Origin of the sequence: Dickeya sp. ws52, assembly GCF_007210685.1 — a bacterium.
In the GTDB taxonomy this organism is placed as follows: Bacteria; Pseudomonadota; Gammaproteobacteria; order Enterobacterales; family Enterobacteriaceae; genus Dickeya; species Dickeya chrysanthemi.
Genome location: NZ_SZVX01000023.1, coordinates 1 through 25,223 on the forward strand (window position 1 = coordinate 1; position 25,223 = coordinate 25,223).

Annotated in this window: 22 protein-coding genes; 12 read left to right on the plus strand and 10 right to left on the minus strand. The window is 57.6% G+C overall.

Translation table 11 applies throughout. From position 1 onward, the window contains the following. The coding region (locus tag FDP13_RS21845) for a hypothetical protein (RefSeq protein ID WP_234424436.1) at positions 1-184 on the minus strand (184 nt) is incomplete at its 3' end. 8 nt (positions 185-192) lie between these two features. After that, a complete protein-coding gene (nifJ, locus tag FDP13_RS18530) occupies positions 193-3,726 on the minus strand; it encodes a pyruvate:ferredoxin (flavodoxin) oxidoreductase (protein WP_143840098.1) in 3,534 nt (1,177 codons plus the stop codon). A 543-nt stretch (positions 3,727-4,269) separates the two neighbouring features. On the opposite strand from nifJ, the gene FDP13_RS18535 reads away from it, so the two are divergent. The 3 genes from FDP13_RS18535 (at position 4,270) to FDP13_RS18545 (ending at position 6,237) form a co-directional block, all read left to right on the plus strand. Beyond that, positions 4,270-4,692 (plus strand): hypothetical protein, encoded by a 423-nt coding sequence (locus FDP13_RS18535; RefSeq protein WP_143840099.1) that lies wholly within the window; start codon positions 4,270-4,272, stop codon positions 4,690-4,692. Between the two features lie 149 nt (positions 4,693-4,841). Next, positions 4,842-5,387 carry a GNAT family N-acetyltransferase gene (locus FDP13_RS18540; RefSeq protein WP_027713059.1) on the plus strand — a complete coding sequence of 182 codons (546 nt, stop codon included), beginning with the start codon at positions 4,842-4,844 and terminating at the stop codon, positions 5,385-5,387. A gap of 124 nt (positions 5,388-5,511) precedes the next feature. Then, a complete protein-coding gene (locus FDP13_RS18545) occupies positions 5,512-6,237 on the plus strand; it encodes a YnfC family lipoprotein (RefSeq protein ID WP_033577653.1) in 726 nt (241 codons plus the stop codon). A gap of 130 nt (positions 6,238-6,367) precedes the next feature. On the opposite strand, the gene FDP13_RS18550 is transcribed toward FDP13_RS18545, so the two are convergent. From FDP13_RS18550 to FDP13_RS18565, 4 genes are all read right to left on the minus strand, one after another. Further along, positions 6,368-7,921: a glycoside hydrolase 43 family protein gene (locus tag FDP13_RS18550; RefSeq protein ID WP_143840138.1), complete on the minus strand. Its 1,554-nt coding sequence runs from the start codon at positions 7,919-7,921 to the stop codon at positions 6,368-6,370. Positions 7,922-8,052: 131 nt separating this feature from the next. Further along, entirely contained in the window at positions 8,053-9,486 is a 1,434-nt protein-coding gene (locus tag FDP13_RS18555) for a glycoside-pentoside-hexuronide (GPH):cation symporter (RefSeq protein ID WP_143840100.1), read from the minus strand. 433 nt (positions 9,487-9,919) lie between these two features. After that, complete coding sequence (locus tag FDP13_RS18560) at positions 9,920-10,159, minus strand: DinI family protein (protein ID WP_012771014.1); 240 nt, start codon at positions 10,157-10,159, stop codon at positions 9,920-9,922. Positions 10,160-10,229: 70 nt separating this feature from the next. Continuing rightward, entirely contained in the window at positions 10,230-10,718 is a 489-nt protein-coding gene (locus FDP13_RS18565; RefSeq protein WP_027713057.1) for a GNAT family N-acetyltransferase, read from the minus strand. Positions 10,719-10,854: 136 nt separating this feature from the next. Here FDP13_RS18565 and FDP13_RS18570 point away from each other — a divergent pair, with 136 nt between their 5' ends. Beyond that, the gene (locus FDP13_RS18570) at positions 10,855-11,250 is read left to right on the plus strand and encodes a VOC family protein (RefSeq protein ID WP_033577655.1); all 396 of its coding nucleotides are present in this window, start codon (positions 10,855-10,857) and stop codon (positions 11,248-11,250) included. Positions 11,251-11,264: 14 nt separating this feature from the next. Continuing rightward, positions 11,265-11,549, plus strand: a complete 285-nt coding sequence (locus FDP13_RS18575; RefSeq protein WP_012771011.1) for a YciI family protein — start codon at positions 11,265-11,267, stop codon at positions 11,547-11,549. A 46-nt stretch (positions 11,550-11,595) separates the two neighbouring features. Here the strand turns inward: FDP13_RS18575 and ddlA are convergent, their stop codons facing one another. Together ddlA and FDP13_RS18585 are read right to left on the minus strand one after the other, a co-directional pair. After that, on the minus strand, positions 11,596-12,696 hold the full coding sequence (gene ddlA / locus FDP13_RS18580; RefSeq protein WP_143840101.1) for a D-alanine--D-alanine ligase: 1,101 nt from the start codon (positions 12,694-12,696) through the stop codon (positions 11,596-11,598). Positions 12,697-13,043: 347 nt separating this feature from the next. Then, positions 13,044-13,901, minus strand: a complete 858-nt coding sequence (locus FDP13_RS18585) for a MurR/RpiR family transcriptional regulator (protein WP_012771009.1) — start codon at positions 13,899-13,901, stop codon at positions 13,044-13,046. Positions 13,902-14,211: 310 nt separating this feature from the next. Between FDP13_RS18585 and FDP13_RS18590 the strand changes: the two genes are divergently transcribed. Both FDP13_RS18590 and iolD read left to right on the plus strand, forming a co-directional pair. Next, on the plus strand, positions 14,212-15,723 hold the full coding sequence (locus tag FDP13_RS18590) for a CoA-acylating methylmalonate-semialdehyde dehydrogenase (RefSeq protein WP_012771008.1): 1,512 nt from the start codon (positions 14,212-14,214) through the stop codon (positions 15,721-15,723). A gap of 27 nt (positions 15,724-15,750) precedes the next feature. Continuing rightward, positions 15,751-17,682: a 3D-(3,5/4)-trihydroxycyclohexane-1,2-dione acylhydrolase (decyclizing) gene (gene iolD, locus FDP13_RS18595; RefSeq protein ID WP_143840102.1), complete on the plus strand. Its 1,932-nt coding sequence runs from the start codon at positions 15,751-15,753 to the stop codon at positions 17,680-17,682. A 107-nt stretch (positions 17,683-17,789) separates the two neighbouring features. On the opposite strand, the gene FDP13_RS18600 is transcribed toward iolD, so the two are convergent. Both FDP13_RS18600 and FDP13_RS18605 read right to left on the minus strand, forming a co-directional pair. Then, the gene (locus FDP13_RS18600) at positions 17,790-18,038 is read right to left on the minus strand and encodes a hypothetical protein (protein WP_143840103.1); all 249 of its coding nucleotides are present in this window, start codon (positions 18,036-18,038) and stop codon (positions 17,790-17,792) included. Positions 18,039-18,105: 67 nt separating this feature from the next. Further along, entirely contained in the window at positions 18,106-18,855 is a 750-nt protein-coding gene (locus FDP13_RS18605) for an AAA family ATPase (protein ID WP_012771005.1), read from the minus strand. Between the two features lie 562 nt (positions 18,856-19,417). On the opposite strand from FDP13_RS18605, the gene iolG reads away from it, so the two are divergent. From iolG to FDP13_RS18630, 5 genes are all read left to right on the plus strand, one after another. Next, entirely contained in the window at positions 19,418-20,404 is a 987-nt protein-coding gene (iolG, locus tag FDP13_RS18610) for an inositol 2-dehydrogenase (protein WP_143840104.1), read from the plus strand. Positions 20,405-20,471: 67 nt separating this feature from the next. Then, on the plus strand, positions 20,472-21,410 hold the full coding sequence (locus FDP13_RS18615) for a substrate-binding domain-containing protein (RefSeq protein ID WP_012771003.1): 939 nt from the start codon (positions 20,472-20,474) through the stop codon (positions 21,408-21,410). A 56-nt stretch (positions 21,411-21,466) separates the two neighbouring features. Further along, positions 21,467-23,014 (plus strand): sugar ABC transporter ATP-binding protein, encoded by a 1,548-nt coding sequence (locus tag FDP13_RS18620; protein ID WP_027713048.1) that lies wholly within the window; start codon positions 21,467-21,469, stop codon positions 23,012-23,014. A gap of 16 nt (positions 23,015-23,030) precedes the next feature. Further along, positions 23,031-24,065 carry an ABC transporter permease gene (locus FDP13_RS18625; RefSeq protein WP_143840139.1) on the plus strand — a complete coding sequence of 345 codons (1,035 nt, stop codon included), beginning with the start codon at positions 23,031-23,033 and terminating at the stop codon, positions 24,063-24,065. 17 nt (positions 24,066-24,082) lie between these two features. After that, on the plus strand, positions 24,083-25,216 hold the full coding sequence (locus FDP13_RS18630) for a Gfo/Idh/MocA family protein (RefSeq protein ID WP_143840105.1): 1,134 nt from the start codon (positions 24,083-24,085) through the stop codon (positions 25,214-25,216). Positions 25,217-25,223 lie beyond the last annotated feature (7 nt).

Below are 25,223 nucleotides of genomic sequence, written 5' to 3' on the forward strand. Positions count from 1 at the left end.
GCCCGAAGGGCGAGGCCCATTGATGGGCCGAGTCACGCAGCCAACGCACCTGCAACTTGAAGTATGACGGGTATAAATAAGTCTCGTGCTGCGCGGTGACCGGCAGGACAATGCAGGGAAATAACGCGATGAACAACGGGAACACCGCCGGGAACGGTTTCCCGCTCCCGGCGTAGGTTTGCACGCGCAGTATTATTCCTGCCCGCTTTTTTCGGCCTTGCCAGCCAACAGGCTGAGGAAGTCATAGCGACGGCGCAGGTCCGCCTCGGCTTCTTCATACAAGCGGGCTGCGGCTTCCGGTTGCTGGTTGTTGAGACGGCGGAAGCGTTGCTCGTTGAGCAGGGTTTCGCTCAGGCTGGCTGACGGCGGACGAGAGTCCGTTACCAGCGCCGGTTTGCCCTCCGCTGCGCGACGTGGGTCGAAACGGTACAGCGGCCAGAATCCGGTAGCGGTTAACTGACGCATCTGGTCGTGGCTGAATGCCAGATCGTAGCCGTGCTCTTCGCAAGGGCTGTAGGCGATGATCAACGACGGCCCCGGCCAGGCTTCCGCTTCCTGAATCGCTTTCACCGTTTGGTTTAGCTGGGCGCCCAGCGAGATTTGCGCTACGTAGACATGGCCGTACATCATCACCGTGACGCCGAGATCTTTGCGTGCTTTGCGCTTGCCTTGCTCGCCAAATTTGGTGACCGCGCCGAGCGGGGTAGCTTTCGATTGCTGACCGCCGGTGTTGGAATAGCACTGGGTATCGAGCACCAGTACGTTGACGTTTTCCGACAGGCTCATGACGTGGTCGAGACCGCCGTAGCCGATGTCGTAGGCCCAGCCATCGCCGCCGATTAGCCAAATGGATTTATCCACCAGATGGTCGGCGTCCGCCGTCAGTTGGCGGGCGTCGTCGCTGTCGATGACGCTGAGCGACTGACGCAGGTGGGCAATCTGTTCGCGCCGTGTATCGACATTCACCGACGTGTCTTGCAAGGCGGCGACCAGGTCGGCAGGCAGTTGCGCGGCCAACTGCGCCAGCACGCGCAGGGCCCGCTGGCGGTGCTGGTCGACGCTCAGGCGGAAGCCCAGCCCGAATTCGGCGTTGTCTTCAAACAGCGAATTCGCCCAGGCCGGCCCGCGGCCGTTGGCGTCGGTGGTCCAGGGGGTTGTCGGCAGGTTACCGCCGTAAATCGAGGAGCACCCGGTGGCGTTGGCGACCAGCAGACGGTCGCCGTACAACTGGGTCAGCAGCTTGATGTACGGGGTTTCGCCGCAGCCGGAACAGGCGCCGGAGTACTCGAACAGCGGCGTGATCAGCTGCGAAGTGCGAATATCGATGCGTTCCAGCTTGCTGCGGTCGATTTCCGGCAGCGTAAGGAAAAAGTCGTACTGGGTTTTCTCGGTCGCGACATGTTCCAGCCGGGGTTCCATATTGATGGCTTTGATGTCCGGATTTTGGCGATCTTTGGCCGGGCACACTTCTACGCACAGGTTACAGCCGGTGCAGTCTTCCGGGGCGACCTGCAGCACATATTTCTGACCGCGCATGTCGCGGGCTTTCACATCCAGCGACTGCAATGATGCCGGCGCATCGGCCATCGCTTCGGCGGGGACGACTTTGGCACGGATAGCGGAATGCGGGCAGGCGGCCACGCAGTGGTTACATTGGGTGCACAGCGCCGGTTTCCATAACGGGATCTCTTCGGCGATGTTGCGTTTTTCCCATTGCGTGGTGCCGACTGGCCAGGTCCCGTCCGGCGGCAGCGCGGAAACCGGCAGGCTGTCGCCTAGGCCGGCCAGCATCGCGGCGGTGACGGTTTTGACGAAATCGGGCGCGGCATCGGATACCACCGGCGGGCGGCACGGGCTGTCCGGATTGACCGGTTCCAGCGCCACCGCTTCCAGCGCGGCCAGCGTTGCGTCCAGCGCCCGCCAGTTGCGCTCTACCAGTTCCTGCCCTTTGCTGCCGTAGCTGCCGGCGATGGCGGCGCGCAGTTTGTCGAGCGCATCGCCGCCCGGCAGGATTTGCGTCAGGTGGAAGAACGCCATTTGCATCACGGTGTTGATACGGGCGCCCAACTGGCATTCACGGGCGATTTTCGCCGCATTGATGCAGTACACCCGCGCCTGACGCTGGTTCAGCCCGGCCTGTACCTCCTGCGGCAACCGATGCCACAGGTCGCCGGCGCTGTACGGCGAATTGATAAGGAAAATACCGCCCGGTTTCAGGCGCTCCACCATGTTGTATTTGTCGATGAACTGCCATTGGTGGCAGGCCACGAAATCCGCCTGTTCAATCAGGTAGGCGGAGTGAATCGGATGCGGGCCGACGCGCATATGGGAAACCGTCAGGCTGCCGGCTTTCTTGGAGTCGTAAACGAAATAACCCTGTACAAACAGCGGGGTTGAATTACCGACGATTTTGATCGAGTTCTTGGCGGCGGATACGGTTCCGTCGCTGCCGAGGCCGTAGAACAGCGCTTCCAGCGACGCCTGCGTCGGCATCGGCTGGTCGGAAAGCGGCAGCGACAGGTGGGTGACGTCGTCATAAATACCGACGGTAAAGCGAGGTCTCGGGTTGGTAAGCGCCAACTCTTTATACGTCGCTTCTACGCATTGCGGGGTGAACTCTTTTGACGACAACCCATAACGGCCGCCGATCACTTTCGGCATAAGTGGGCGCTCACCGCGTGAGAACGCCTCCGCCAGCGCGGTCATCACATCCAGATACAGCGGTTCCGCCTGGGCACCGGGTTCTTTGGTGCGGTCCAGCACCGCGATGGACTGCGCACTTTGCGGGATTGCCGCCAGCAGGTGCTGTGCGGAAAACGGCCGGTAGAGACGCACTTTTACCACGCCGACCTTTTCGCCGCGCGTCAACAGCGTGTCGATCACTTCTTCGCAGGTGCCGACGCCGGACCCCATCATCACGATAACGCGGGTCGCGTCTGGATGACCGTAATACTCGAACGGCTGATACTGTCGGCCGGTTTCGCGGGCGAAGTCGTTCATCGCCTGTTCGACATGACCGAATGCCGCGTCGTACCACGGGTTGATCGCTTCACGCGCCTGGAAAAAGGTATCGGGGTTCGACGCCGTGCCGCGAATAACCGGATGTTCAGGAGTAAGTGCACGCTTACGGTGCGCCTCAATCGCCGCCTGCGGCAACAGCGTATGCAGTTGTGCATCGCTCAGCGGTTCGATCTTGTTGATTTCGTGCGAGGTACGAAAGCCGTCGAAGAAATGGATAAACGGCAGGCGGCTGTTCAGGCTGGCTATCTGTGAAATCAGCGCAAAGTCTTGCGCTTCCTGCACATTGCCGGCGCACAGCATGGCGCAGCCGGTTTGGCGCACCGCCATCACATCGGAGTGATCGCAAAAAATCGACAATGCATGGGTGGCCACGGTACGAGCGGCGACGTGCAGCACAAACGGCGTCAACTGACCCGCCAGTTTGTACAACGTCGGGATCATCAGCAGCAATCCCTGCGACGACGTAAAGGTGGTGGATAAGGCACCGGTCTGCAACGCGCCGTGCACGGTAGCGATCGCTCCGGCTTCAGACTGCATTTCAACGACGCGGGGGGTATCTCCCCAAATATTTTTACGCTCGTCGCTCGACCAGGCAGCAGCTTGTTCTGCCATGGCCGAACTGGGCGTAATCGGGTAGATGGCGATAACTTCATGAGTTCGCCAGGCGACTGAGGCGACTGCATTGTTACCGTCAGTGGTAATCATGATTAAACCTCCTTGCTGAAGGATTGCCCCTACAGGGAATTATCATCAACGTTCAGCGGGTTTTATTGACCGGTTATCGCTCACTAGGTTGTTGCAAGATGCGTATGGCGAGCAGGCGGCGTAGCTTAGGGCTTGAGATCATAGCAGCTAAGATGTGGGTTGTGCAGTTCCCTGAAATAGGTTGATACCATCAACCTTATCAATGTCACATTCTTGTCGGGAGAGTCGCGTTAACGATAAAAAGCCGTATTAATGTATCGTTAATGGAATTAGGTTGTATTGGGAGTCATACCCTTGGCCTTTTCAATCGGTGGGGGCGAACAGCGTAAAAATTCGGCGTTTGCCCACAAAGCGGGAAATGCCAGTGGAAGGATAGGCATCTGCGCCTATGCTGAAATTAAGTATCGGGTTTGTTGATGTGGTCACCAGTGTGAGACCAGTAGGAAAATCCCAGACGCGACCATTAAGGAAATGTGTTTATACCTCAGGGATAGCCTTCGCGCGCTTCGGGTTGATTATCGACTTTGACGAAGGAACAGCACTATGTTTATCGATCTGAGAGACAAAATGGTTTCGGTATTAACCCGAATTCGTGAAAGAGGCTATGGACCGGCAGACGCCATCAATCATATTGTTCAATCTCTGGGCAGCCGTTACAGCGATGTGTCCAAAGTCAACGTGCTGACCGCAAAACTGATAGCCGATGTGATTCATTCAACCTATCAGGATGATACGTCGCCGCTGGAAGTCGCCGTGATTATCCGCACGCTCGGCTACGCCGCTTGGGATGTGGTGGGGGGGATTCACGAGCAGTACCCACAATTGACGCCGGAAGAGGTCGGCCGGTTATTACTGGATGAAAAAGTGTACCCCAAGACCGACCGTACCGCGTTTATTTCCGCCATGACCTACGGGGGATACACCCGCGAGGAAAGCGAACAAGCGGCCAATAGTCTGTATTCCTGATGCTCGCCGGCAGGCGATATCATAGACAGGTGATCCCGGTGTCGTCGGCCGACGAGAATCGCGTCGGCCGGAACTCTTCTTTGCCATGACGCCACCTAACAGAGCACCCGTGGACATGACGACGGGAGGCGACTGATGAGGAGAATCCGATGCGGCAACCGACCCTGACTACCGAACATCTGCTGTTACGACCATTACAAGCACCTGACGTTGCAGAAGTCTGCACTCTGTTGAACAGCACACCCGATATTTCCGCCATGACCATGTTGATTCCCTATCCTTGCCCGCGTGAGACGGTAGCTAACTGGATTGCCGATTTGCAGCAGCATTGGGAGCAACGTAAAGGCGTGGCCTACGCTATCTGTCTGTCTGAGAACCAGCAGTTGATTGGTTCGATTTCACTGGTTTCGCTGGAAACGGCGCAGCCGGAGATAGGCTATTGGCTAAGCGCGGATTTTCGACAGCGGGGGTTTGGCACGCAAGCCAGCCGGGCGTTATGCCAGTTCGCATTTAGCCAGTTAGGCGTTGAGAAAATCTATGGCTGCCACTTACCGCAGAATGTGGCGTCCGGCCGGGTGTTGCTCAAGTGCGGCTTTCATTCGCTGGGGATCCGCCAGGTATTTCTGACTTCCCGGCAGCAGCAGGAAACCGTTGCCGTCTACATGATGCCGTCGCCCATGATGGCGACGGCGTGAGCGGCGTCTTCTGGAGGTTCTCTTCTTATTTGTAGCTTCCCGATAGCGATAGCGTGTTTCTTTATCCTCTCTTTGGGAATTGACGTAAACTGATGCGATTCAACAAGTATCCAGGATAAGGACTATGAAACGACACGCCATGGTGCTGGTGGGGGCGATATTACTGGCAGGGTGTGACTTAACATCGGCACTGGAGCCGGTGAACCCGGTGCTGGCTGGGCTTTCCAATATTTTTGGTTTTGATGCGTTACGGGGAAAGATTAAGCATTTTACACAAACGCAGACCGATGATGCCGGCAAAGTCACCGCCTATGTTGAAGGCGCATTTGATGCCGAAGGATGCCTGGTGACATTACGTACCTACCAGCCGGCGATGAATCTCGATCTGGATCTGCTACGTGACGGGAATAGATTGATAGAGAAGAGCGATCGTCAGGTGTTGTTTCAACTGACGGAGCACTGCCAGTTGGAGAAAACGCCGGATGGCCGATTGAGCTACCGTTCCGATGATAAACAGGCGATCAGCGAGGTGGTTTATCGCGATCGGCCTACGCCGTTGGCGAGCTATCGTTACGACGATGAGGGGTTCCCGATCAGCATGACGTTTGTTTCACCGGAAAACGGCAAGGTGACCAACGTTGAGATGCAAAACGACGCTCCGGCGGAAAAGCGGTTGAATGCGACGGTCATCGTGACGGAAAACAACCAACAGATTAGCGTGACCCGCACCACATGCCAGTATGACCAGCATTTGAACCCGCGCCAGTGTCAGGTGCTGGTATCCAATGGCAAGGGGGTGACGCAAACGGTGACCACGCTGACGCACACCACCAAAATCGAGTATTACTAGGCGGTGCTTTTTTCTTGTCCGCGGGGGCGTTATTTAGCGGCTATCGCTATTAGGCGTGACCGCTGGCAGCGGTCCAATGCGGGTGACAGCCTGATGGCTGCGGCCCGGATGCGGGCCGCGTAATCGGCGTTCAGGGCGTAACGTGGAAAAAATCGACGTCGACTCGGCCCGGCCCGCGCTGTTCCGGTAACGACAGCGCATACAGCCCGATTTTGGCCCCCACCCATTTTCCCGGCCCGGCGGCGAAAGGCTCCCCGACCGGGGTGAAACCGCCGTCAGGCGTGCGACACGCGAACTGGCAGCGTGCGTTCGGCAGCACCGTCACCCGCAGTTCAAGCGCGTGCACTTCTTCTCCAACCGGTAATGTCGGCCCGGCGTACTGGCGTAGTTCCTGCGCATCGGTCATCCAGCCATAGCCGCTTGTCAGCGCCACGCCGTCCGCCGTTTTTTCCAGCCCCAGAAAAGCGAAGCGTTCACCGTAGACGATCAGCCCGCACCGGTCGCCCACGTTTGCCAGCGATGGCTGTAGCCGGGTGGTAACGGTGAAGGTCTCCGCCGGAAATTTCTGCATCAGTAAATGAGGAACGTCATACCAGGAAGGAACGCCGTTGCGTTGCGGCATCGGCTGGCAAAACAGTCGCAGCCCCGGCCGGCACAGTTCGTACCAACCGGCATCGGGATTGGCCTGCCATTGCCACTGTAGGCCGAGCCGGTCATCGGTAAAATCGTCGGATGTTGCCGGCTGCACCGGCATGTATGGGCGGCCGACGTTAGGTATGGCCGCTTCTGTGACCGGCTCGCCGATGCCGTCGTCGCCTGTTTGTGCGCCAATGAGCGGCCAGTCGTCCTGCCATTTCATTGGTTGCAGGTGTACGACGCGGCCATAGGCGTGGCGATCTTGAAAATGTACGAACCAGCTCTCGCCGCTTTCCAGTTCGACCCAGCCACCCTGATGAGGGCCATTAACGGCCGTTCCTCCCTGATGTAATACGATACGTGATTGCCACGGCCCTTCTAACGATGAAGCACGCAGCACCGTTTGCCAGCCGGTAGGTACGCCGCCAGCCGGGGCGAAAATGTAGTACCAGCCGCGGCGCTTATAGAGTTTGGGGCCTTCCAGCGTCGGCTGGCTGGCAGTGCCATCGACGATTATGCGCCCGTCATCCAGCAACTGGCGGCCGTCGCCGCTCATTCGGCACAGTTGCAGCAGGTGTTTGCGCCCACTACGGCTGAACGCGAAGGCGTGTATCAGCCAGGCGCTGCCGTCATCATCCCAGAATGGACAAGGATCTATCCAACCTTTGGCGGATTTCACACAATGCGGCGTGCTCCACTTGCCGCGCGGGTCATCCGTCTGGCACATGAAAATCCCTTCATCAGGTGTACTGAAAAACACCCAGAATTTCCCGGCGTGATAACGAATGCTGGGAGCCCAGACGCCTTTTCCCGGTTGAAACCGTTCGTACCCCGGCAGGTCAAAACCTGTAAAAACATGGTTGATTAGCGTCCAGTTAACCAGATCCCGCGAGTGCAGGATGGGCAGGGCCGGCATATGGTTGAAGCTGGAGGACACCAGATAAATATCATCGCCGACTCGTATGATGTCCGGGTCGGAATAATCGGCGAACAGTACGGGATTACGGTAGCGGCCGTTGCCCAGATCCGGATTCCAGGGGGATGTCATCTGTGATGGGTTCACCTTGTTCTTCTCCTTTTATACCCGTCTATACCCGTCGAGCTTCAGGCTACCAGTGCGTTGGTTTTATTGCCCGGCCCATCCCTGGGCCTTGCCTGAGGCCTTGGCGGTATGACTTGTCAGGCCGCGCCACGTGGGGTTAGATGGGGTTCGACGCTGTTATCCTGCTCGACGGTAGGCTGCGCGGCATGGCGACGAGCCAAGTCCGCTTGAATGCGTTCCATAGTCTGGTCGTCTAATGTATAAAAACGCGTTAGCCAGTACAGTATCAGGTAAGACAATGAGGGGCCGATGCTCAGTAAACCGATAATCCCGGTGGCGGCCAACGGCGTTTGAGTTGACGAACCGGCGACATAACCGAACCAGCCCAGCGAGAAACCGACCAACGCCCCGGCAACGGCCATCCCCAGTTTAAGTGCGAACAGGTTACCTGAAAACGACAGTCCGGTAATACGGCGACCCGTTTTCCATTCGCCGTAGTCGGCTGCGTTCGCCATCATGTTCCATTTGAACGGCTGGTACATTTGATGGAAAAAACCCACCAGAAAATAGAGTGGAAACACCACCGCAAGCCAGGTGGGTGGCACCATGAAGAGCACCAGGCCGGTTAACACCAGCAGTAGGTTGATGTTTTTGAACAGGCTCAGGCTGCGGTAGCGTTTAGCGAAATACCCCGCCAGCATCGCGCCGATGATGGTGCCGACCACACTGGTGGTAATAAACGCACTTTTCATGGCGGTACCGGTCGTGCCGCTATGCTCCGGGCCGATCATCAGGTAGGTGGCGTAGTAGAGTGTGGCGGCTCCGCGCATCACTCCAGCCATGCTGGAGAAAAAGGTGATGACGGCGACGATACGCCACTGGTCGTTACTCAGCAGATTTTTCATATCGTCCCAGACGTTTTGTCCTGGTTCCACCTGCGGATTAATCCGTTCCTGCGTAGTGAAAAAGCAGAAAATCAGCATGATAACCGCCAGGACGCCCATTATCGCCATGGTGCCCTGATAGCCGAGCTGTTTATTTCCCTGGCCTATCCAGTCCACCAGCCACAAGGTTCCTACTGACACCAGCAGCCCGGCGGCGGAAGAGATGGTAAAGCGGTAAGACTGGGCGGAAAGCCGGTCTTTTTCGTCGGTGGTGATGACTCCACCCAGCGAGCAGTAAGGAATATTGATGAAGGTGTAGAACATCATCAATAGGGTATATGTGATGTAGGCATACACCAATTTTCCAGTACCGGTCAGATCCGGCGTGGTGTAGGTCAGGACGGCAATCACGGCATACGGCACGGCGAACCAGATAAGCCATGGGCGAAAATGCCCCCAGCGAGTGCGGGTTCTATCAGCCAACAGACCTATCATGGGATCGACGACCGCATCCAGTATACGGGTTACCAGAAACATCACGCCCACTGCCGCAGCGGAAATGCCATAAATATCGGTATAAAAATAGGTTAGGAACATGGTGACAGAGGAGTAGACGATGCCGCAGGCCGCGTCTCCCATACCGAAACCCATTTTTTCCGCTGTGCTTAACTTGTTATTGTTAGTCATTGGAAACTCCGAAGATAGATAAAAGCAGCGTTTGCTCCGTTCCCGCTTATTGTTGTAGGGCCCGATGCGGGTGACTATTACGGAATTTCTTATGCCGGTTATGTTTGCTGGTATCTGTTATACCGCTCACGAATTTCCGGCGTGGTAAGGAAAGCGAATATGAATAACCCGGTTTTTTTATTTTAAAATACAGGCTGTTAACCTATCTGACAGGGAGCCGAGTGGTATAACAATACGCCAGCTGTGCGCAGTACTGAGATGTGTTGCTAACGAGAATACATCCAGCAACGGCCCTGCATTGTTACAGGACGTAGCCGATTAACGAGAGGGCCGCTGGTAGCGTGTAAACCGGCTGCTGGTCCAACGCCTCCGGCACGAAGCCCGGTGGCGGGTTAGCTCGATGTCCGCAACGGCGACGCGGTGCCGACATCTGTTATTCCGGCGCCAGCCATTCGTCGGCCTCGTTGAACATTTCTTCGATAATCCGGTTGATGGTGGATTTATCCTGTTTGCTGGCATTGGAATTGATGGCGTTGGCCTGCATCGGTTTTACCTTGATTTCCGCGTCCGGAAACACCCGATGGATCCGTTTGGTGAGTTCGTTTTTAATCTGTTCCGCCGCGTTGGGTAACCCGCTCACGTTTCTTTTATCGTAAACTAACTCTACGTACATTAGTTGCATCTCCATGAAAAATACTGGCTAAACATACAGCATTTATTCCAGAGTCTGCAATCAGTTTTTTTTAGGAGCCGCCCTCCAGCGTTTTTTCCATATACACGCTGAGCGGGTCGTCGCCGTAAGGGAAAAAAGGACTGCACAGACGATAGCCGTGGCGTTGATAGAGCCGGATTGCCTGTGGTTGATGAATGCCGGTTTCCAGCCTAAGCACCCGACAGCCGGCCAGACGCGCCTGTTTCTCCAATTGCCGCATCAGTTGATCCGAAGCCCCGCTGCCGCGGCAGACCGGCTCGACATAAATGCGCTTTATCTCACCTTCCCCAGGTTGGCGTAGCCAGATGGCGCCGCAACCTACCGCCAGCCCGTCTCGCCGGCGGATCACCAGAAAAATCAGTTCGTCGGCGGCCAGTTTGCGCAAATCGGTGAAGTGGCAGCACTCTGGTGGATACAGCGTCGATTGATAAGCGTCCAGTTTTTCCAGCAATGTCAGAATGTCCGGCTGATCAACAGCCTCTGGCCGGATGGTAAACAACGGCGTGCAATGTGTGGGCATCACGGGCTCCCGGGTAACCAGTCATCGACGTACTATTTCATATAATACCATGATAAAAAAGGGGAATAAGTGGCGTAGCCGCCAGGGGGGATTCGTGATATCACTGTCTTTGCCATCAACAGAAAAGGAGTGATGTATGACCACATTACGTATAGCGCGGCCAGTGACGAACTTGCAACGCAGCGAGCGAATGTACTGTGACGGGCTGGGGTTGCAGAAATTAAGCTCGTTTGCGCAACACGACGGCTTCAGTGGTGTTATGCTGGGCCGACGGGGGCTGGCCTGGCACCTTGAGTTTACCGTTTGTCATACTCACCCGATCATGCCGGCGCCGACGGAAGACGATTTACTGGTGCTGTACATGCCTGACCATGAACGATGGCAGGAGTCTTGCGGTCGCATGGCACAGGCCGGCTTCAGCGTGGTGGCGTCATTTAATCCTTACTGGGAACGGCAGGGCAAAACTTTCCGTGATCCCGACGGTTACCGGGTAGTGTTGCAGCAAGGGCGCTGGCCGAATGCCGATTTATAACGAAGAGAACAACCATGTATATCATCAGTTTGACATACCATGCGCCGCTGGATGAAGTGGAGAACTTGCTGGAGAAACATGTGACCTGGCTGAAACGAGGATATGAACAGGGCATGTTTGTGGCTTCCGGACGTAAGAATCCGCGTACCGGCGGGGTGATTCTGGCGAAGAGCGTCGTGCGGGAAGAGCTGGAGGCGTTTTTAGAGCAGGATCCGTTTCAGGCGGTAGCGAATTACGAGGTCATCAATTTCCAACCGTCTATGACTATCGATGCGTTTTCGGCTCTGAGCCGCATTTGAGTGAACAGGCTCCGGCAAGCGCCATGCGCGTACCGGAGCATCATCCTCACTCGTGTACCGAGCTGTGCAGGTTGCTGTCCTGCGCGTGGCGCTCCAGCGCCAGTTCAATCAGTTGGGTGATCAAGGCGGTATAGCCGATGCCGCTGGCTTCCCAGAGTTTCGGGTACATACTGATGTTAGTAAACCCAGGCAGGGTGTTGACCTCGTTGACGACGACCTGATTGTCCGGCGTCAGAAACACGTCTACGCGCGCCATACCACGGCAGTCGAGCGCTTGAAACGCCCGCAAGGCGATGTCGCGGATATGCTGGTGAACGTCGTCGTTCATCACGGCCGGGATCGCCACCGCGGCGCCGTCTTCATTGATGTATTTGGTGTCGTAAGAATAGAACTCGTCATGCAACACGATTTCGCCGCAGACACTGGCTTTCGGGTAATCATTACCCAGCACCGCACACTCAATTTCCCGTCCGACGATCGCCGATTCCACCAATACTTTATGGTCATAACGGAACGCCAGCTCCACGGCGTGATCGAATTCCGCCTGATTGCGCACCTTGCTGACGCCGACGGACGATCCCTGATTGGCGGGTTTGACGAATAACGGCAGGCCAAGCTGGGCGGTGAGATCGCCATAAGCATGACGGGCGCGATTGGCGCGGGTCAGCGTCACGAACGGCGCGACCTGCAGCCCGGCGTCGCGCAACAGGCGCTTGGTGACGTCTTTGTCCATGCTGACGGCGGAGCCCAATACGCTACTGCCGACAAACGGGATGTTCGCCATGCGCAACAGGCCCTGCAACGAGCCATCTTCGCCCAGCGTGCCGTGAACGATCGGGAAAATAACGTCAATCTGCGACAAAGCGCTGGCGCTGGCCGTATCGATCAACTGATGATGGGTTTGCCCCGGGATCAGCGCCACATTCTGACTGGAACGGTTCAGGGCGATCAACGCCGGATTGTCGGCATTGAGCAGATAGTTGGAAGCATCGTTGACGTGCCATTCCCCTTGCTTGTCGATGCCTAACAGCACCACATCGAATCGCGTTTTATCAATGGCATCCACAATATTTTTTGCGGACTGCAATGACACTTCGTGCTCAGAGGATTTACCACCAAAAACCACGCCAACCCGAATTTTACTCATATCACTCTTTCCGTTATGGGATCGTTTTCTGTTATTAGGATCGTTGTACTGTCTGGCGCCTAATGGGACAGGCTCTAAGTAAGACGTCTTGATCTGTGGCAGCAAGAGTATCACTTCATATCGCGAGGCGGGACTTTTTTCCGGTTGCCGCCGCCCGTCTTTTGGGTTGTGGCGCAGAAATTGCTCATCTGCAAACTCTCGTAAAAAGGACGCGGTATCGGAGACCCGATGTTTACACCGTTTGCAGAGAGGCTGGCGGCGGTTGATGCCGGAAAACACGACCGGCAGGAATGAGGAAGAGGGCGGCCGGGATTTCCCCGGCTTTCACTCATTGGTGCGGTATTGATTCAGGCGCTTTTCTGCCCCTCTTCGCGCTGGCGCAGGCTGTTGCCCTGACGGTACGCCAGCGACACCATCAACGACTGCACCAGACACAACGTGGCCGATTGGGAACGGAAGGCATCCACCTGCGCTTCCTTCACCACAAAGCACAGGTCGCTCAGCGTCGCCAGCGGGCTGAGCTGACTGTCGGTGATCACGATTTGGCGTGCGCCGGCGCTGGCGGCCATTTCACTCACCATCACCGTTTCCTGCGCGTAAGGCGAGAAGCTGATCGACACCACGATGTCTTTGTCGCTCAGGCGGCACAGTTGTTCGCGGAACATGCCGCCCAGCCCGTTGACCAGCACCGGGCGGCTTTCCAGATGACTCAGCGCATAAGACAGATAGGTAGCGACGCTGAATGAGCGGCGTAGCCCGACGATATAGATGGTATCGGCCTGCGCCAGCAGGTCGACCGCTTTTTCCAGATCGTCCGGCTGGGTGCGTGCCGCCAGTTGCTGCATCGCCTGCGCGTTGGAGCGGGCGAACTCGTGCAGGATGTCCTGCGGGCGTTCCGGTACTCGGTCTTCCATCTCCCGAAATAAGCGCGCCCGGTCGGTATAGCTGGCGGTTTCTTCCACCAGATTCATGCGAAACAGCTGTTTCATTTCATTGAAACCACTGAAATCGAAGGCGTTGGCGAAACGGATCAGCGTCGAAGGCGGGACGTCTGCCTGTTCGGCAATCACCGCCACGGTGTCAAACGCCACGCTGTTGGTGTTATCCAGCACGTAACGCGCCACCTGCTGCAAACGCTTGCTCAGGGCATCGTACCGCGCGCGGATCTGCTCCTGTAATTCTCTCAGGCTGGTCGCCATCGCCATAGTGTTGTTCTCCGTCATCCGGCGGGATGGTAATGATCCGATTCTAGTGAGTTGAACCGGCATTTCAAACCAATTTGTTATTTTTTCGGTGAAAAATAGAATGAATACTTCAGCTGTTTCATGCGGCGCAGGCGGATAAATCCGTTGAAAAACCCGGTTAAATAGCGGTTACCTGACGTTTACTAGAAAATCTATCCTGGATCACAATAATCAACATTTGTTTTATTTCTTATTAAAATGGAATTTTTATTTCATATACAGTAAAGCGGTATCAGCCATCCGTCACCCTAAACCCAGCAGAGGTGTAACCATGGAAACCGTATCCAATTTCATTCATGGCGAGATTGCGCCCAGCCATAGCGGGCGCGTTGCGTCGGTATTTAATCCGGCCACAGGCGAAGCGATTCGTCAGGTGGCGCTGAGCAGCGCTGACGAAACAAAGCAGGCGATCAGCGCGGCGGCGGCGGCCTTCCCCGACTGGGCGAAGCACTCTCCGCTGCGTCGCGCCCGCATCCTGTTTCGTTTTAAAGCCCTGCTGGAAGCAAACCTGAGCGCGCTGGCACGGCAGATTTCCGAAGAGCACGGCAAAGTCTATTCCGATGCCGTGGGCGAACTGACCCGAGGTCTGGAGGTGGTCGAATTCGCCTGCGGTATTCCCCATCTGCAAAAAGGCGAGCACTCCGCCAACGTCGGCACCGGCGTGGACAGCCATTCGCTGATGCAGCCGCTGGGCGTTTGCGTGGGGATCACGCCGTTCAACTTCCCGGCGATGGTGCCGATGTGGATGTTCCCGATTGCGCTGGCCACCGGCAATACCTTTGTCCTCAAGCCTTCAGAGAAAGATCCGTCGCTGTCGCTGATGCTGGCGGCGCTGCTGAAAGAGGCCGGTCTGCCGGACGGCGTCTTCAACGTGGTGCAGGGCGATAAAGCTGCGGTAGACGTGCTGCTGACCGACCCGCGCGTTCAGGCGGTAAGCTTCGTCGGCTCGACGCCGGTGGCAGAGTACATCTACCGCACCGCATCGGCCCACGGCAAACGTTGTCAGGCGCTGGGCGGCGCTAAAAACCACTGTATTCTGATGCCGGATGCCGACATGGAGATGGCCGCCAACGCTATTCTCGGCGCGGCGTTTGGCGCGGCAGGCGAACGCTGCATGGCGCTGTCGGTGGTGGTCGCGGTGGGAGATGACACCGCCGAAGCGTTGTGCAGTCGGTTGGAAACGCAGATTGCCGCCATGCGCGTCGGCCCCGGTCTGGTGGACGGGAAAGAAAACGACATGGGGCCGGTGATTTCTGGCCCGCACCGCGACAAGATTAACGGTTATATTCAAAGCGGCGTCGATCAGGGCGCGACGTTGCGGGTCGATGGCCGCGGGCTTCGTGTTTCGGGGCATGAGCAGGGCTATTTTGTCGGGCCGACGCTGTTCGATCAGGTGATGCCGGACATGCAGATCTATCAGGAAGAGATTTTCGGCCCGGTGCTGTCGGTGGTGCGCGTACCGGATTACCACACCGCGCTGACCCTGATCAACCAGCATGAATATGGCAACGGCACGGCAATTTTCACCCGCGACGGCGAAACCGCCCGCCAGTTCAGTGAAGAGGTGCAGGCGGGTATGGTCGGGATCAACGTCCCTATCCCGGTGCCGATGGCGTTTCACAGTTTTGGCGGCTGGAAGCGTTCCATTTTTGGCCCGCTCAACGTACACGGCAACGATGGCGTGCGTTTCTATACCCGCATGAAAACCGTGACCAGCCGTTGGCCGGCCAGCGTGCGTCTGGAGCAGCACGCCAGTAGCTTTGTCATGCCGACGCTAGAGTAATTCCACCTGATTTGCGGGAGCAGAACGATGGACACGTTGAAAATGACCATGGCGCAGGCGCTGGTCCGGTTTCTTAATCAGCAGTACCTTGAGGTTGACGGTGAGGAAACGCCGCTGTTTGCCGGGGTGATGACCATCTTCGGGCACGGCAACGTGCTTGGCATCGGGCAGGCGCTGGAACAGGACGCCGGGCACCTGCAGGTGCATCAGGGCTGTAATGAACAAGGCATGGCGCACATTGCGGTGGGGTTTGCCAAACAACACCGGCGGCGTCGCGTATACGCGGTAACCACCTCGGTGGGGCCGGGGTCCGCCAATCTGGTGACGGCGGCCGCTACTGCCACCGCCAACCGTATTCCGTTGCTGTTGCTGCCGGGGGATCTGTTCGCCAGTCGCCAGCCCGACCCGGTATTGCAGCAGATTGAGCAGTATCACGATGCCACCATCAGTACCAATGATTGCCTGCGGCCGGTATCGCGCTACTGGGATCGCATCAGCCGCCCGGAACAACTGATGAGCGCACTTGTCAACGCCATGCGGGTGCTGACCGACCCGGCGGATACCGGCACGGTAACGCTATGTCTGCCGCAGGACGTACAGGCGGAAGCCTGGGATTACCCGCTGTCGTTCTTCCAGCGGCGGGTTCATCATCTGGAGCGTCGCCCGCCGGATACCACCCGGTTGGCGCAGGCGGCGGCGTTGCTGGCGCGTAAACGTCGCCCGTTGCTGATTTGCGGCGGCGGGGTGCGTTATGCCGGCGCGCACGACGCGTTCCGCCGGTTTGCCGAACGTTTCAATCTGCCGTTCGGCGAAACCCAGGCGGGCAAGGGCGCAGTGGTCTCGTCGCATCCGCTCAACGTGGGCGGCATCGGCGTGACCGGCGGGCAGGCCGCCAACCGGCTGGCGGCACAAGCGGATCTGGTGATTGGCGTCGGCACCCGGTTGACCGACTTCACCACCGCTTCCAAGTCGCTATTTACCCACCCGCAGGTGGAGTTTTTGCTGCTCAATGTGGCGGAGTTCGATGCGTTCAAGCTGGATGCCGCTGCGCTGGTGGCGGATGCCCACGAGGGGTTGACGCAACTGACGCAGGCGCTGGAGGCGCAGGGCTACCGCAGCGGTTGGGGGGATGAGGTCGCGCAGGCGCGCACCGACTGGCAGCAGGAGCGTCGGCGGCTGTTTGAGCGGCGTGACGACGACGGGCAGGAACTGGAAATCGCCGGGCATCTGGAGGCTCAACTGGCGGAATACCGTGAGACGTTGGGCACCCGGCTGACGCAAACCCGCGTGCTGGGGCTGCTCAACGATGCGCTGGAAGACGACGCTATCGTGGTGGGCGCGGCCGGGTCGTTGCCCGGCGACCTGCAACGGCTATGGCAGGTGAAAACGCCGGACAGCTATCACCTGGAGTACGGCTATTCCTGCATGGGCTATGAGATCGCGGCGGCGGTAGGGGCTCGGCTGGCCGCCCCCCAGCAGCCGGTGTATGCGATGGTGGGCGACGGTTCTTACCTGATGCTGCACAGCGAACTGCAAACCGCGGTGCAGGAAGGCATCAAGATAACCGTGTTGCTGTTCGATAATGCTGGGTTCGGCTGCATCAACAACCTGCAAATGGGCCAGGGCATGGGCAGTTTTTGCACCGAGAACCGGCGGCGTGATCAGGGCAGCGGCAAACTGACCGGCCCGCTGGTGACGGTGGATTTCGCCCGCAACGCCGAAAGCTACGGTTGCCGGGCGTGGACGGTGCGGGACGAGGCGTCGTTGTTACAGGCGGTGCGCGAAGCACAGGCGCACTCCGGCCCTTGTCTGCTGGATATCAAGGTGTTGCCGAAAACCATGACCCACGGCTACGACGCCTGGTGGAACACCGGCACCGCACAGGTGGCGGATAACCCGGCGATTGAAGCCGCGGCGCGCGAGGTGCAATTACAGCGTGCGAAAGCCCGACAGTATTAATCCGCCTGATTGTCTGTCTGGCGGGTGCCCTGCGCAGCATTGCAGGGCACCTTCTGCCATACGCCATACGCCATACGCAGAGATGAATGACAAGTGTGAATCCTGAATTATTCACTCACCTCTTTTCGAACGTAAACAGGAAAATCTTTAGGCTTTAAATCAGGGTGATCAATCGAAATATCATTGATCACATTGCAAAGGGTATAAAGAAGTTCGCCTACCCGGTATTTACATTGGTTATATTCTTCCTCTGGTATTTTATCGCCAAGGTCGACCAGCTCTTTTTCAATTAACGTTATCATCGTAGACGTGTTTTTGATGACTTTTCTGGCGACGTCTTTATCCGAAATAAACATGACTTGACTCCAAGATTTATTAATTAGCGTGACTGTCGGGGGTTTACTCATCTCTGGATATGCAGCGTTATTTTTTCATCAACTCTTGCAGCATTTTTTCCGGGTTGTTCAGAAAGGAGCGTGTAATTTGATAATGATCGGTGTCTTTATAATTTACCGGCGAGAGGCTATCGCCATCGAACTGGTAGATTAACGCATCCGGGTAACCCAGCAGAATCGGCGAGTGGGTGGCGATAATAAATTGTGAATCATCCTGAATCAGGTCATGCATTCTGGCGAGCATGGCCAATTGCCTGGCCGGCGATAGCGCAGCCTCCGGTTCGTCGAGCAGGTATAACCCCTTGCCGCCAAAGCGGTTCATCATCAGTGAGAGAAAAGACTCGCCGTGCGACTGTTCATGTAACGAGTGACCGCCATACGAATTAATCACCGGCGGACTGCCGGCCGGTTCGGCATCAAGGTGTTCGATTTCCGAGGCCAGATTAAAAAAGCTTTCGGCACGGAAGAAAAATCCATTCCGAGGGCGTTTCACGCCTTTGGCGATTCTCAGATAATTCGATAATTCTGAATGCGACGCCCGTGTGCTGAAATTAAAATTTCGGGTGCCGCCTTCGGGGTTAAATCCCATGGCGACGGCAATTGCTTCCAGCAATGTGGATTTTCCGCTGCCGTTCTCGCCAATAAAAAAGGTCACCTTGGGGTGAGGGTCAATAAAGTCAAACGAATGAATGGCTGGAATAGAAAATGGATAAAGGTCGAATGATTCCACCTTATCGCGGTTAAGAGAGATGCGGCTGATGTACTGATTTGAAATCATGCTGCGTTATTTCCTGCCCTGGGTTGCATCAGCAATCCTTAGATAATAATGGTTGTCATTATCAAATTCAACGCGGTTTTCAGCCACGGCTTTGATTGCGGAATAAGCTCATTGCTGCGATTGCTACGCGGTGCTCAGCCTCTGATTGAGCATCGCTGTATGGCGTCGGTGCCCTTGTTTTTCTGCAACGGAAACGGCATTTGAAATATTTATTTCATTTTTATTCACCGGCAGGGAAATGCGGATAGCCCTATCCGTCTCTCCTCAGGCGGCTTTGCCCGTGAGCCGGCGACAAGATACACAGTGGTCTTTCTTTACTAATCTCCTGCCTTGATTGGGTTTTTCCCCGTACTGCAACGCGTTGACGGAATGACGGTGGTTTCGTGATTTTGCTAACACTATTTTGCTCATATGTCACAAAAATGTTAGCTGGCGCGCAAAAACATAATTTCCAGTTTTACTGAAATTGAAATAAACGTTTTATTGTCTTTACGCTAACCAGCAGAACAAACCCTGACCCTACAACCAACCAGTGATACCTCCGGGTATCGAGGGAGTAGCCATGTTTAACATTGCTTTACTGGGTGCCGGCCGCATCGGCCAGGTTCACGCCGTCAACATCGCCGAACATCGGGAAACCTGTCTCTATTCGGTGGTCGATCCCAATCCGGCCAACGCGCAGGCGCTGTCTGATAAATATCAGGCGCGTTTGCAAACTATCGATGAGGCGATGGCCGACCCGGCGGTTCACGCAGTACTGATTGCCTCCGCCACCGATACCCACGCCGACCTGATCGAGCTGGCCGCGCGCCACGGCAAAGCCATCTTCTGCGAAAAACCGGTACATCTGGATATCGCCCGGGTGCGCGACTGCCTGAAGGTGGTGGAGCAACAGCAGGTGCCGTTGTTCGTCGGGTTTAACCGTCGTTACGACCCGCAGTTTCGCCGGGTGAAAACGCTGGCGGGCGAAGGGCGTATCGGCAAGCCGGAATCACTGATGATTATCTCCCGCGACCCGTCACCGCCGCCGGCGGAGTATGTGCGCGTGTCCGGCGGCATGTTCCGCGATATGACCATCCACGATTTCGACATGGTGCGTTTCATCATGGGCGAAGAGCCGGTCTCGGTGTTTGCGCAGGGCAGCAATCTGGTAGACCCGGCTATCGGCGCGGCGGGCGACATCGATACCGCGTTTGTGGTGTTCAAATTCGCCTCCGGCGCGATGGCGACCATCGTCAACAGCCGCCGCTCCGGTTACGGCTACGACCAGCGGCTGGAACTGCACGGCGAACTCGGCGTGTTGAGCGCGGGCAATATCCGCGAAAACCAAGTGGAACACTGGGGCGACGCCGGGTGTCTCGCCGCCAAACCGGAACACTTTTTCTTGCAGCGTTACCGCGACGCCTACGCGGCGGAATGGCGTCATTTCGTTGAGGTATTGCACGGGCGTATCCGGCCCGAGTGCAGCGGCGTCGACGGCGAGCGGGCGCTGTATCTGGCCGACAAAGCGCTGGAGTCGCTGGCGACAGGGCGTGCTGTTTCGCTCTGACATAGTGACATGATTCGAATAACAACATGACCTTACCTTTATCCCCAACTGATGCAGAGACAACACCATGAAAAAGATAACCATCCTGGCCGCCGCGATGGCCTTCACGATGTCGTCCGGTCTGGCGCAGGCCCAGAACGAACAGATTGTATTCAGTACTCCCAACCTGGCGATGCCATTTGAAGTCCACATGCAGCGTACTGCGGTCAAGGCCGCCAAAGAACTGGGCGTTAACCTGCAGGTGCTGGACAGCCAGGGCAGTTCCCCGAAACAGGTGGCGGATCTGGAAAACGCCATCACCCGCGGCGCGCAGGGATTTGTGGTATCGCCGAACGATGTCAACGCGGTATCCGGTGCGGTCACGGAAATTCAGGACGCCAAACTGCCGGTAGTCACGCTGGACCGCTCGGTGAAAACCGACAAGAAAGTGCCGCACTTCGGTGCGAATAACTACAAAGGCGGCCAGGCAATCGGCGATTTCGTTAAAGCGCGCTTTCCGAACGGTGCCGACATCGTGCTGCTGACGGGGCAACCGGGGTCGTCGTCCAACATCGAACGTACGCAGGGCATCCGCGACAGCCTGAAAGCCGGCGGCAGCAAGTACCGTCTGGTGGCGGATCAGACCGGCAACTGGATGCGTTCCGAAGGGATGCGCATTGTGGAAAGCGTGCTGCCGTCGCTGCCCAAGCGCCCGCAGGTGATTTTGTCGGCCAACGACGATATGGCGTTGGGGGCGATTGAAGCGCTGCAAAGCCAGGGGTTGAAGCCGGGCGAGGTGATGGTCACCGGTTTTGACGCCGTACCGGAAGCGCTGGCGCGGGTACGCGACGGCTGGCTGGCGGCCACCGCCGATCAACGACCCGGCTACGCGGTAACACAGGCGATGACCCAACTGACCAACAATATTCGCACCAAGTCGGCGATCACCGGAGCGGACTATCCGCCGACCATGATCACCAAAGACAACCTGAACGATGCTGAACGTATCGGCGAAGCGGGCAAATAAGCGGACACACCACTCACTCACCGGCCGGGAGGCCGGTGATGAAGGAGGGCTATCCCATGACTGAACCCTTACTGGCTATCACTGATCTGGCCAAGAATTTCTCCGGCGTCTGGGCGCTGAATAAAGTGCAACTGACGGTGCAGTCAGGCGAAATCCACGCCTTGCTGGGCGAGAACGGCGCCGGCAAGTCGACTCTGCTCAAGGCGTTGGCCGGGGCGCAGCCTCAGACCAGCGGCGATATCCGCTTCAACGGCGAGCTGCTGTCGCCGCAGGATTCGCCGGTAGAGCGGCAGAATCGCGGCATCGTCACCATCTATCAGGAATTCAACCTGCTGCCCAACATGACGGTGGCGGAAAACATGTTTCTTGGCCGTGAACTACAACGCAACCGGCTGTTTGTCGATGCGCAAGCGGTCAATCAGGAAGCCCGCACGATACTGGAGTACCTGCAACTGAACATATCGCCGACCACCCATGTGGCGCGGCTGAGCGTGGCGCAGCAACAGATGGTGGAAATCGCCCGTGCGCTGACGCTGAACGCCCGGTTGATCGTGATGGATGAGCCATCCGCCGCGCTGAGCGACAGCGAAGTCGAGAGTTTGCATCGGGTGGTGCGCGAGCTGAAAACGCGCGGCGTCAGCGTGATTTATGTTACGCACCGGCTGCACGAAGTGTTCCAACTGTGTGACCGTTTCACCGTATTGCAGGACGGCCGTTACACCGGTTCCGGCAACGTGGCCGACATCAATGTGGCCGGCATCATTCGCATGATGGTCGGGCGCGATGTGGTGTTTACCCGCCGTCCGCCGTCGGAAACCCATCATCAGGACAAGCCGGTACGGCTGGCGGTGAAAGGGCTGTGCCGGGAAAAACCGCCGCTCGACCCGCACGGCATCGCGCTCGATAACATCGGTTTTCAGGTGCACGAGGGCGAGATCCTCGGTATCGCCGGGTTGGTGGGCGCCGGGCGTACCGAAGTGGCGCGCTGCCTGTTCGGCGCCGACCCGTTCACTTCCGGTGAATTTTGGCTCGACGGACAGCCCTACCGCCCGGTCGATCCGCTTCATGCGCTCGATCAGGGCATCGCGCTGGTGCCGGAAGATCGCAAAAAAGAGGGGGCCGTGCTGGGCTTGTCTATCCGCAACAACCTGTCGCTCTCCAGCCTGTCGTCGCTGTTGCGCTGGCGCTACTTCGTCGATACCCGCCGCGAGGACGACCTGATCGAATCCTACCGGCAGGCGTTGCGCATCAAGATGGTGGATAGCGAGCAGGAGGTGCGCAAGCTCTCCGGCGGCAATCAGCAGAAAGTGATTCTGGCGCGTTGTATGGCGCTCAACCCCCGGGTGTTGATCGTCGATGAGCCGACGCGCGGCATTGATGTCGGCACCAAGTCCGAAGTGCATCAGGTGCTGTTCGATATGGCGAAACGCGGTGTGGCGGTGATCGTCATTTCGTCCGACCTGCCGGAGGTGATGGCGATTTCCGATCGCATCATCACGCTGAGCGAAGGCCGGGTAACCGGCGAACTGCACGGCGATGACGCCACGGAAGAGCGGCTGATGACCCTGATGGCCATCTGCCATGACGCACAACAGGCTGCATAACGGAGAGTCTATGAGTATGCAACAACCTTTATCGCGCATTAAATTGCCGGCGCCGGCCAACGGCCGGGGACGCATCGACCCGATCGCCTTCTTCGAGCGTTTCGGGGTATTCATTTTCATGATCCTGCTGCTGATCTTTTTTCAGTCGCAGAACAGCAACTTCCTGACGGAACGCAACATCACCAACATCCTTACCGAAGTGTCTATCTACGGCATCATGGCGGTGGGGATGACCTTCGTGATCCTGACCGCGGGCATTGATCTGTCGGTCGGGTCGATTCTGGCGGTGTGCGCGATGACCGCCGCTTACGTTATCAAAGGCGATAACTTCACCACCGTCGATGCGCAAGCCTGGGGCGGTATGAGCTGGCTGGTGGGGCTTGGCATCTGCCTGGTGATGGGTACGGTCATCGGCTTTCTGCACGGGTTGGGGGTTACCCGTCTGCGTCTGTCGCCATTCATCGTTACGCTGGGCGGCATGACCATCTGGCGCGGCCTGACGCTGGTTGTCAACGACGGTGCGCCCATCGCCGGGTTTGACCCTAGCTACCGCTGGTGGGGGCGCGGCGAACTGCTCGGCGTTTCCATCCCTATCTGGATCTTCGCGCTGGTGGCGTTGGTCGGCTGGCTGGCGCTGCATAAAACCCGCTGGGGGCGCTTTGTGTACGCCATCGGCGGCAATACCGAGGCGGCGCGGCTGGCCGGGGTTAACGTGCAGCGGGTGCTGGTCAGCGTCTACGTAGTGATTGGCGCACTGGCGGGGCTGGCGGGCTTTATTCTCAGCGCCCGGCTGGGCAGTGCCGAAGCGGTAGCCGGTATTTCGTTCGAACTGCGGGTCATCGCCTCGGTGGTGATTGGCGGAACCTCGTTGATGGGCGGTTACGGGCGTATCAGCGGCACCATTATCGGCTCGGTCATTATGGGGATTCTGATTAACGGCCTGGTGCTGATGAATGTCTCGGCGTACTACCAGCAGATCATCACCGGGCTCATCATCGTGCTGGCGGTGGCGTTCGATACTTACGCCAAAAGCCGACGCGGCGCACTCTGACAATGGGAGCGACACACATGAAACAGGTACGAATCGGTTTGATCGGCACCGGCTACATCGGCCGCGCCCACGCAATCGCCTATGCGCAGGCACCGGTGGTGTACGGGCTGAAAGGGCAACTGGTGTGCGAGATGTTGGCGGAAGTCTCGCCGGAGCTGGCGAAACAGCGCGCACGGGAACTGGGCTTTGCCCGCTATACCAGTGACTGGCAGGAACTGGTGGCCGACCCGGCCATCGACGTGGTGGATATCTGCGCCCCCAACTTTTTGCACCAGACCATGGCGATGGAAGCAATTCGCCACGGCAAACACGTCTATTCGGAAAAACCGCTGGCGCTCAACGCCGCCGAGGCGCGCGAGATGGTGGACGCCGCCCGTCAGGCCGGGGTGAAAACGCTGGTCGGGTTTAACTACATGAAAAACCCGGCGGCGCAGCTGGCGAAAGAGATTATCGCGCGTGGTGAAATCGGCGAGGTAACCCATTTCTACGGCACCCATAACGAAGACTATTTGGCCGACCCGAACAAGCCGGCGGACTGGCACTGCTTCCGGCATACCGCCGGGCTGGGGGCGCTGGGCGACGTGGGGGCGCACATCGTCAATATGGCGCACTACCTGGTCGGCGAGGTAGCCGAGGTGTGCGGCGATCTGCAAACGGTAGTGCCGCAGCGGCCGGTCAGCGCCGGTTCCGCTGATCGGGTCACGGTGGAAAACGAAGATCAGGCCCATGCGATGGTGCGTTTCGCCAATGGCGCGCGCGGGGTGATTGAGACGTCACGCGTGGCCTGTGGCCGCAAAATGGGGCTGAGTTATGTCATCACCGGCACCCGCGGTGCCCTCAGTTTTACCCAGGAGCGCATGGCGGAGTTGAAGCTGTACCGGCATGACGACCCGGTTAACCGGCAAGGATTTCAGACCTTGCTGATCGGGCCGCAACACCCGGAATACGCTGCGTTCTGCGCCAGCGCCGGGCATGGTTTCGGTTTTAACGATCAGAAAACCGTCGAGGTGCGCGATCTTGTCGACGGCATCGCCGCCGACCGGCCGCTGTGGCCTGATTTTGAAGAGGGCTGGCGCGTCTCCCGGGTGCTGGATGCCATTGTGCTGTCGCATCAGGCCGCACGCTGGGTGGCGGTGCATGAAGTGGGATAACCGTCTG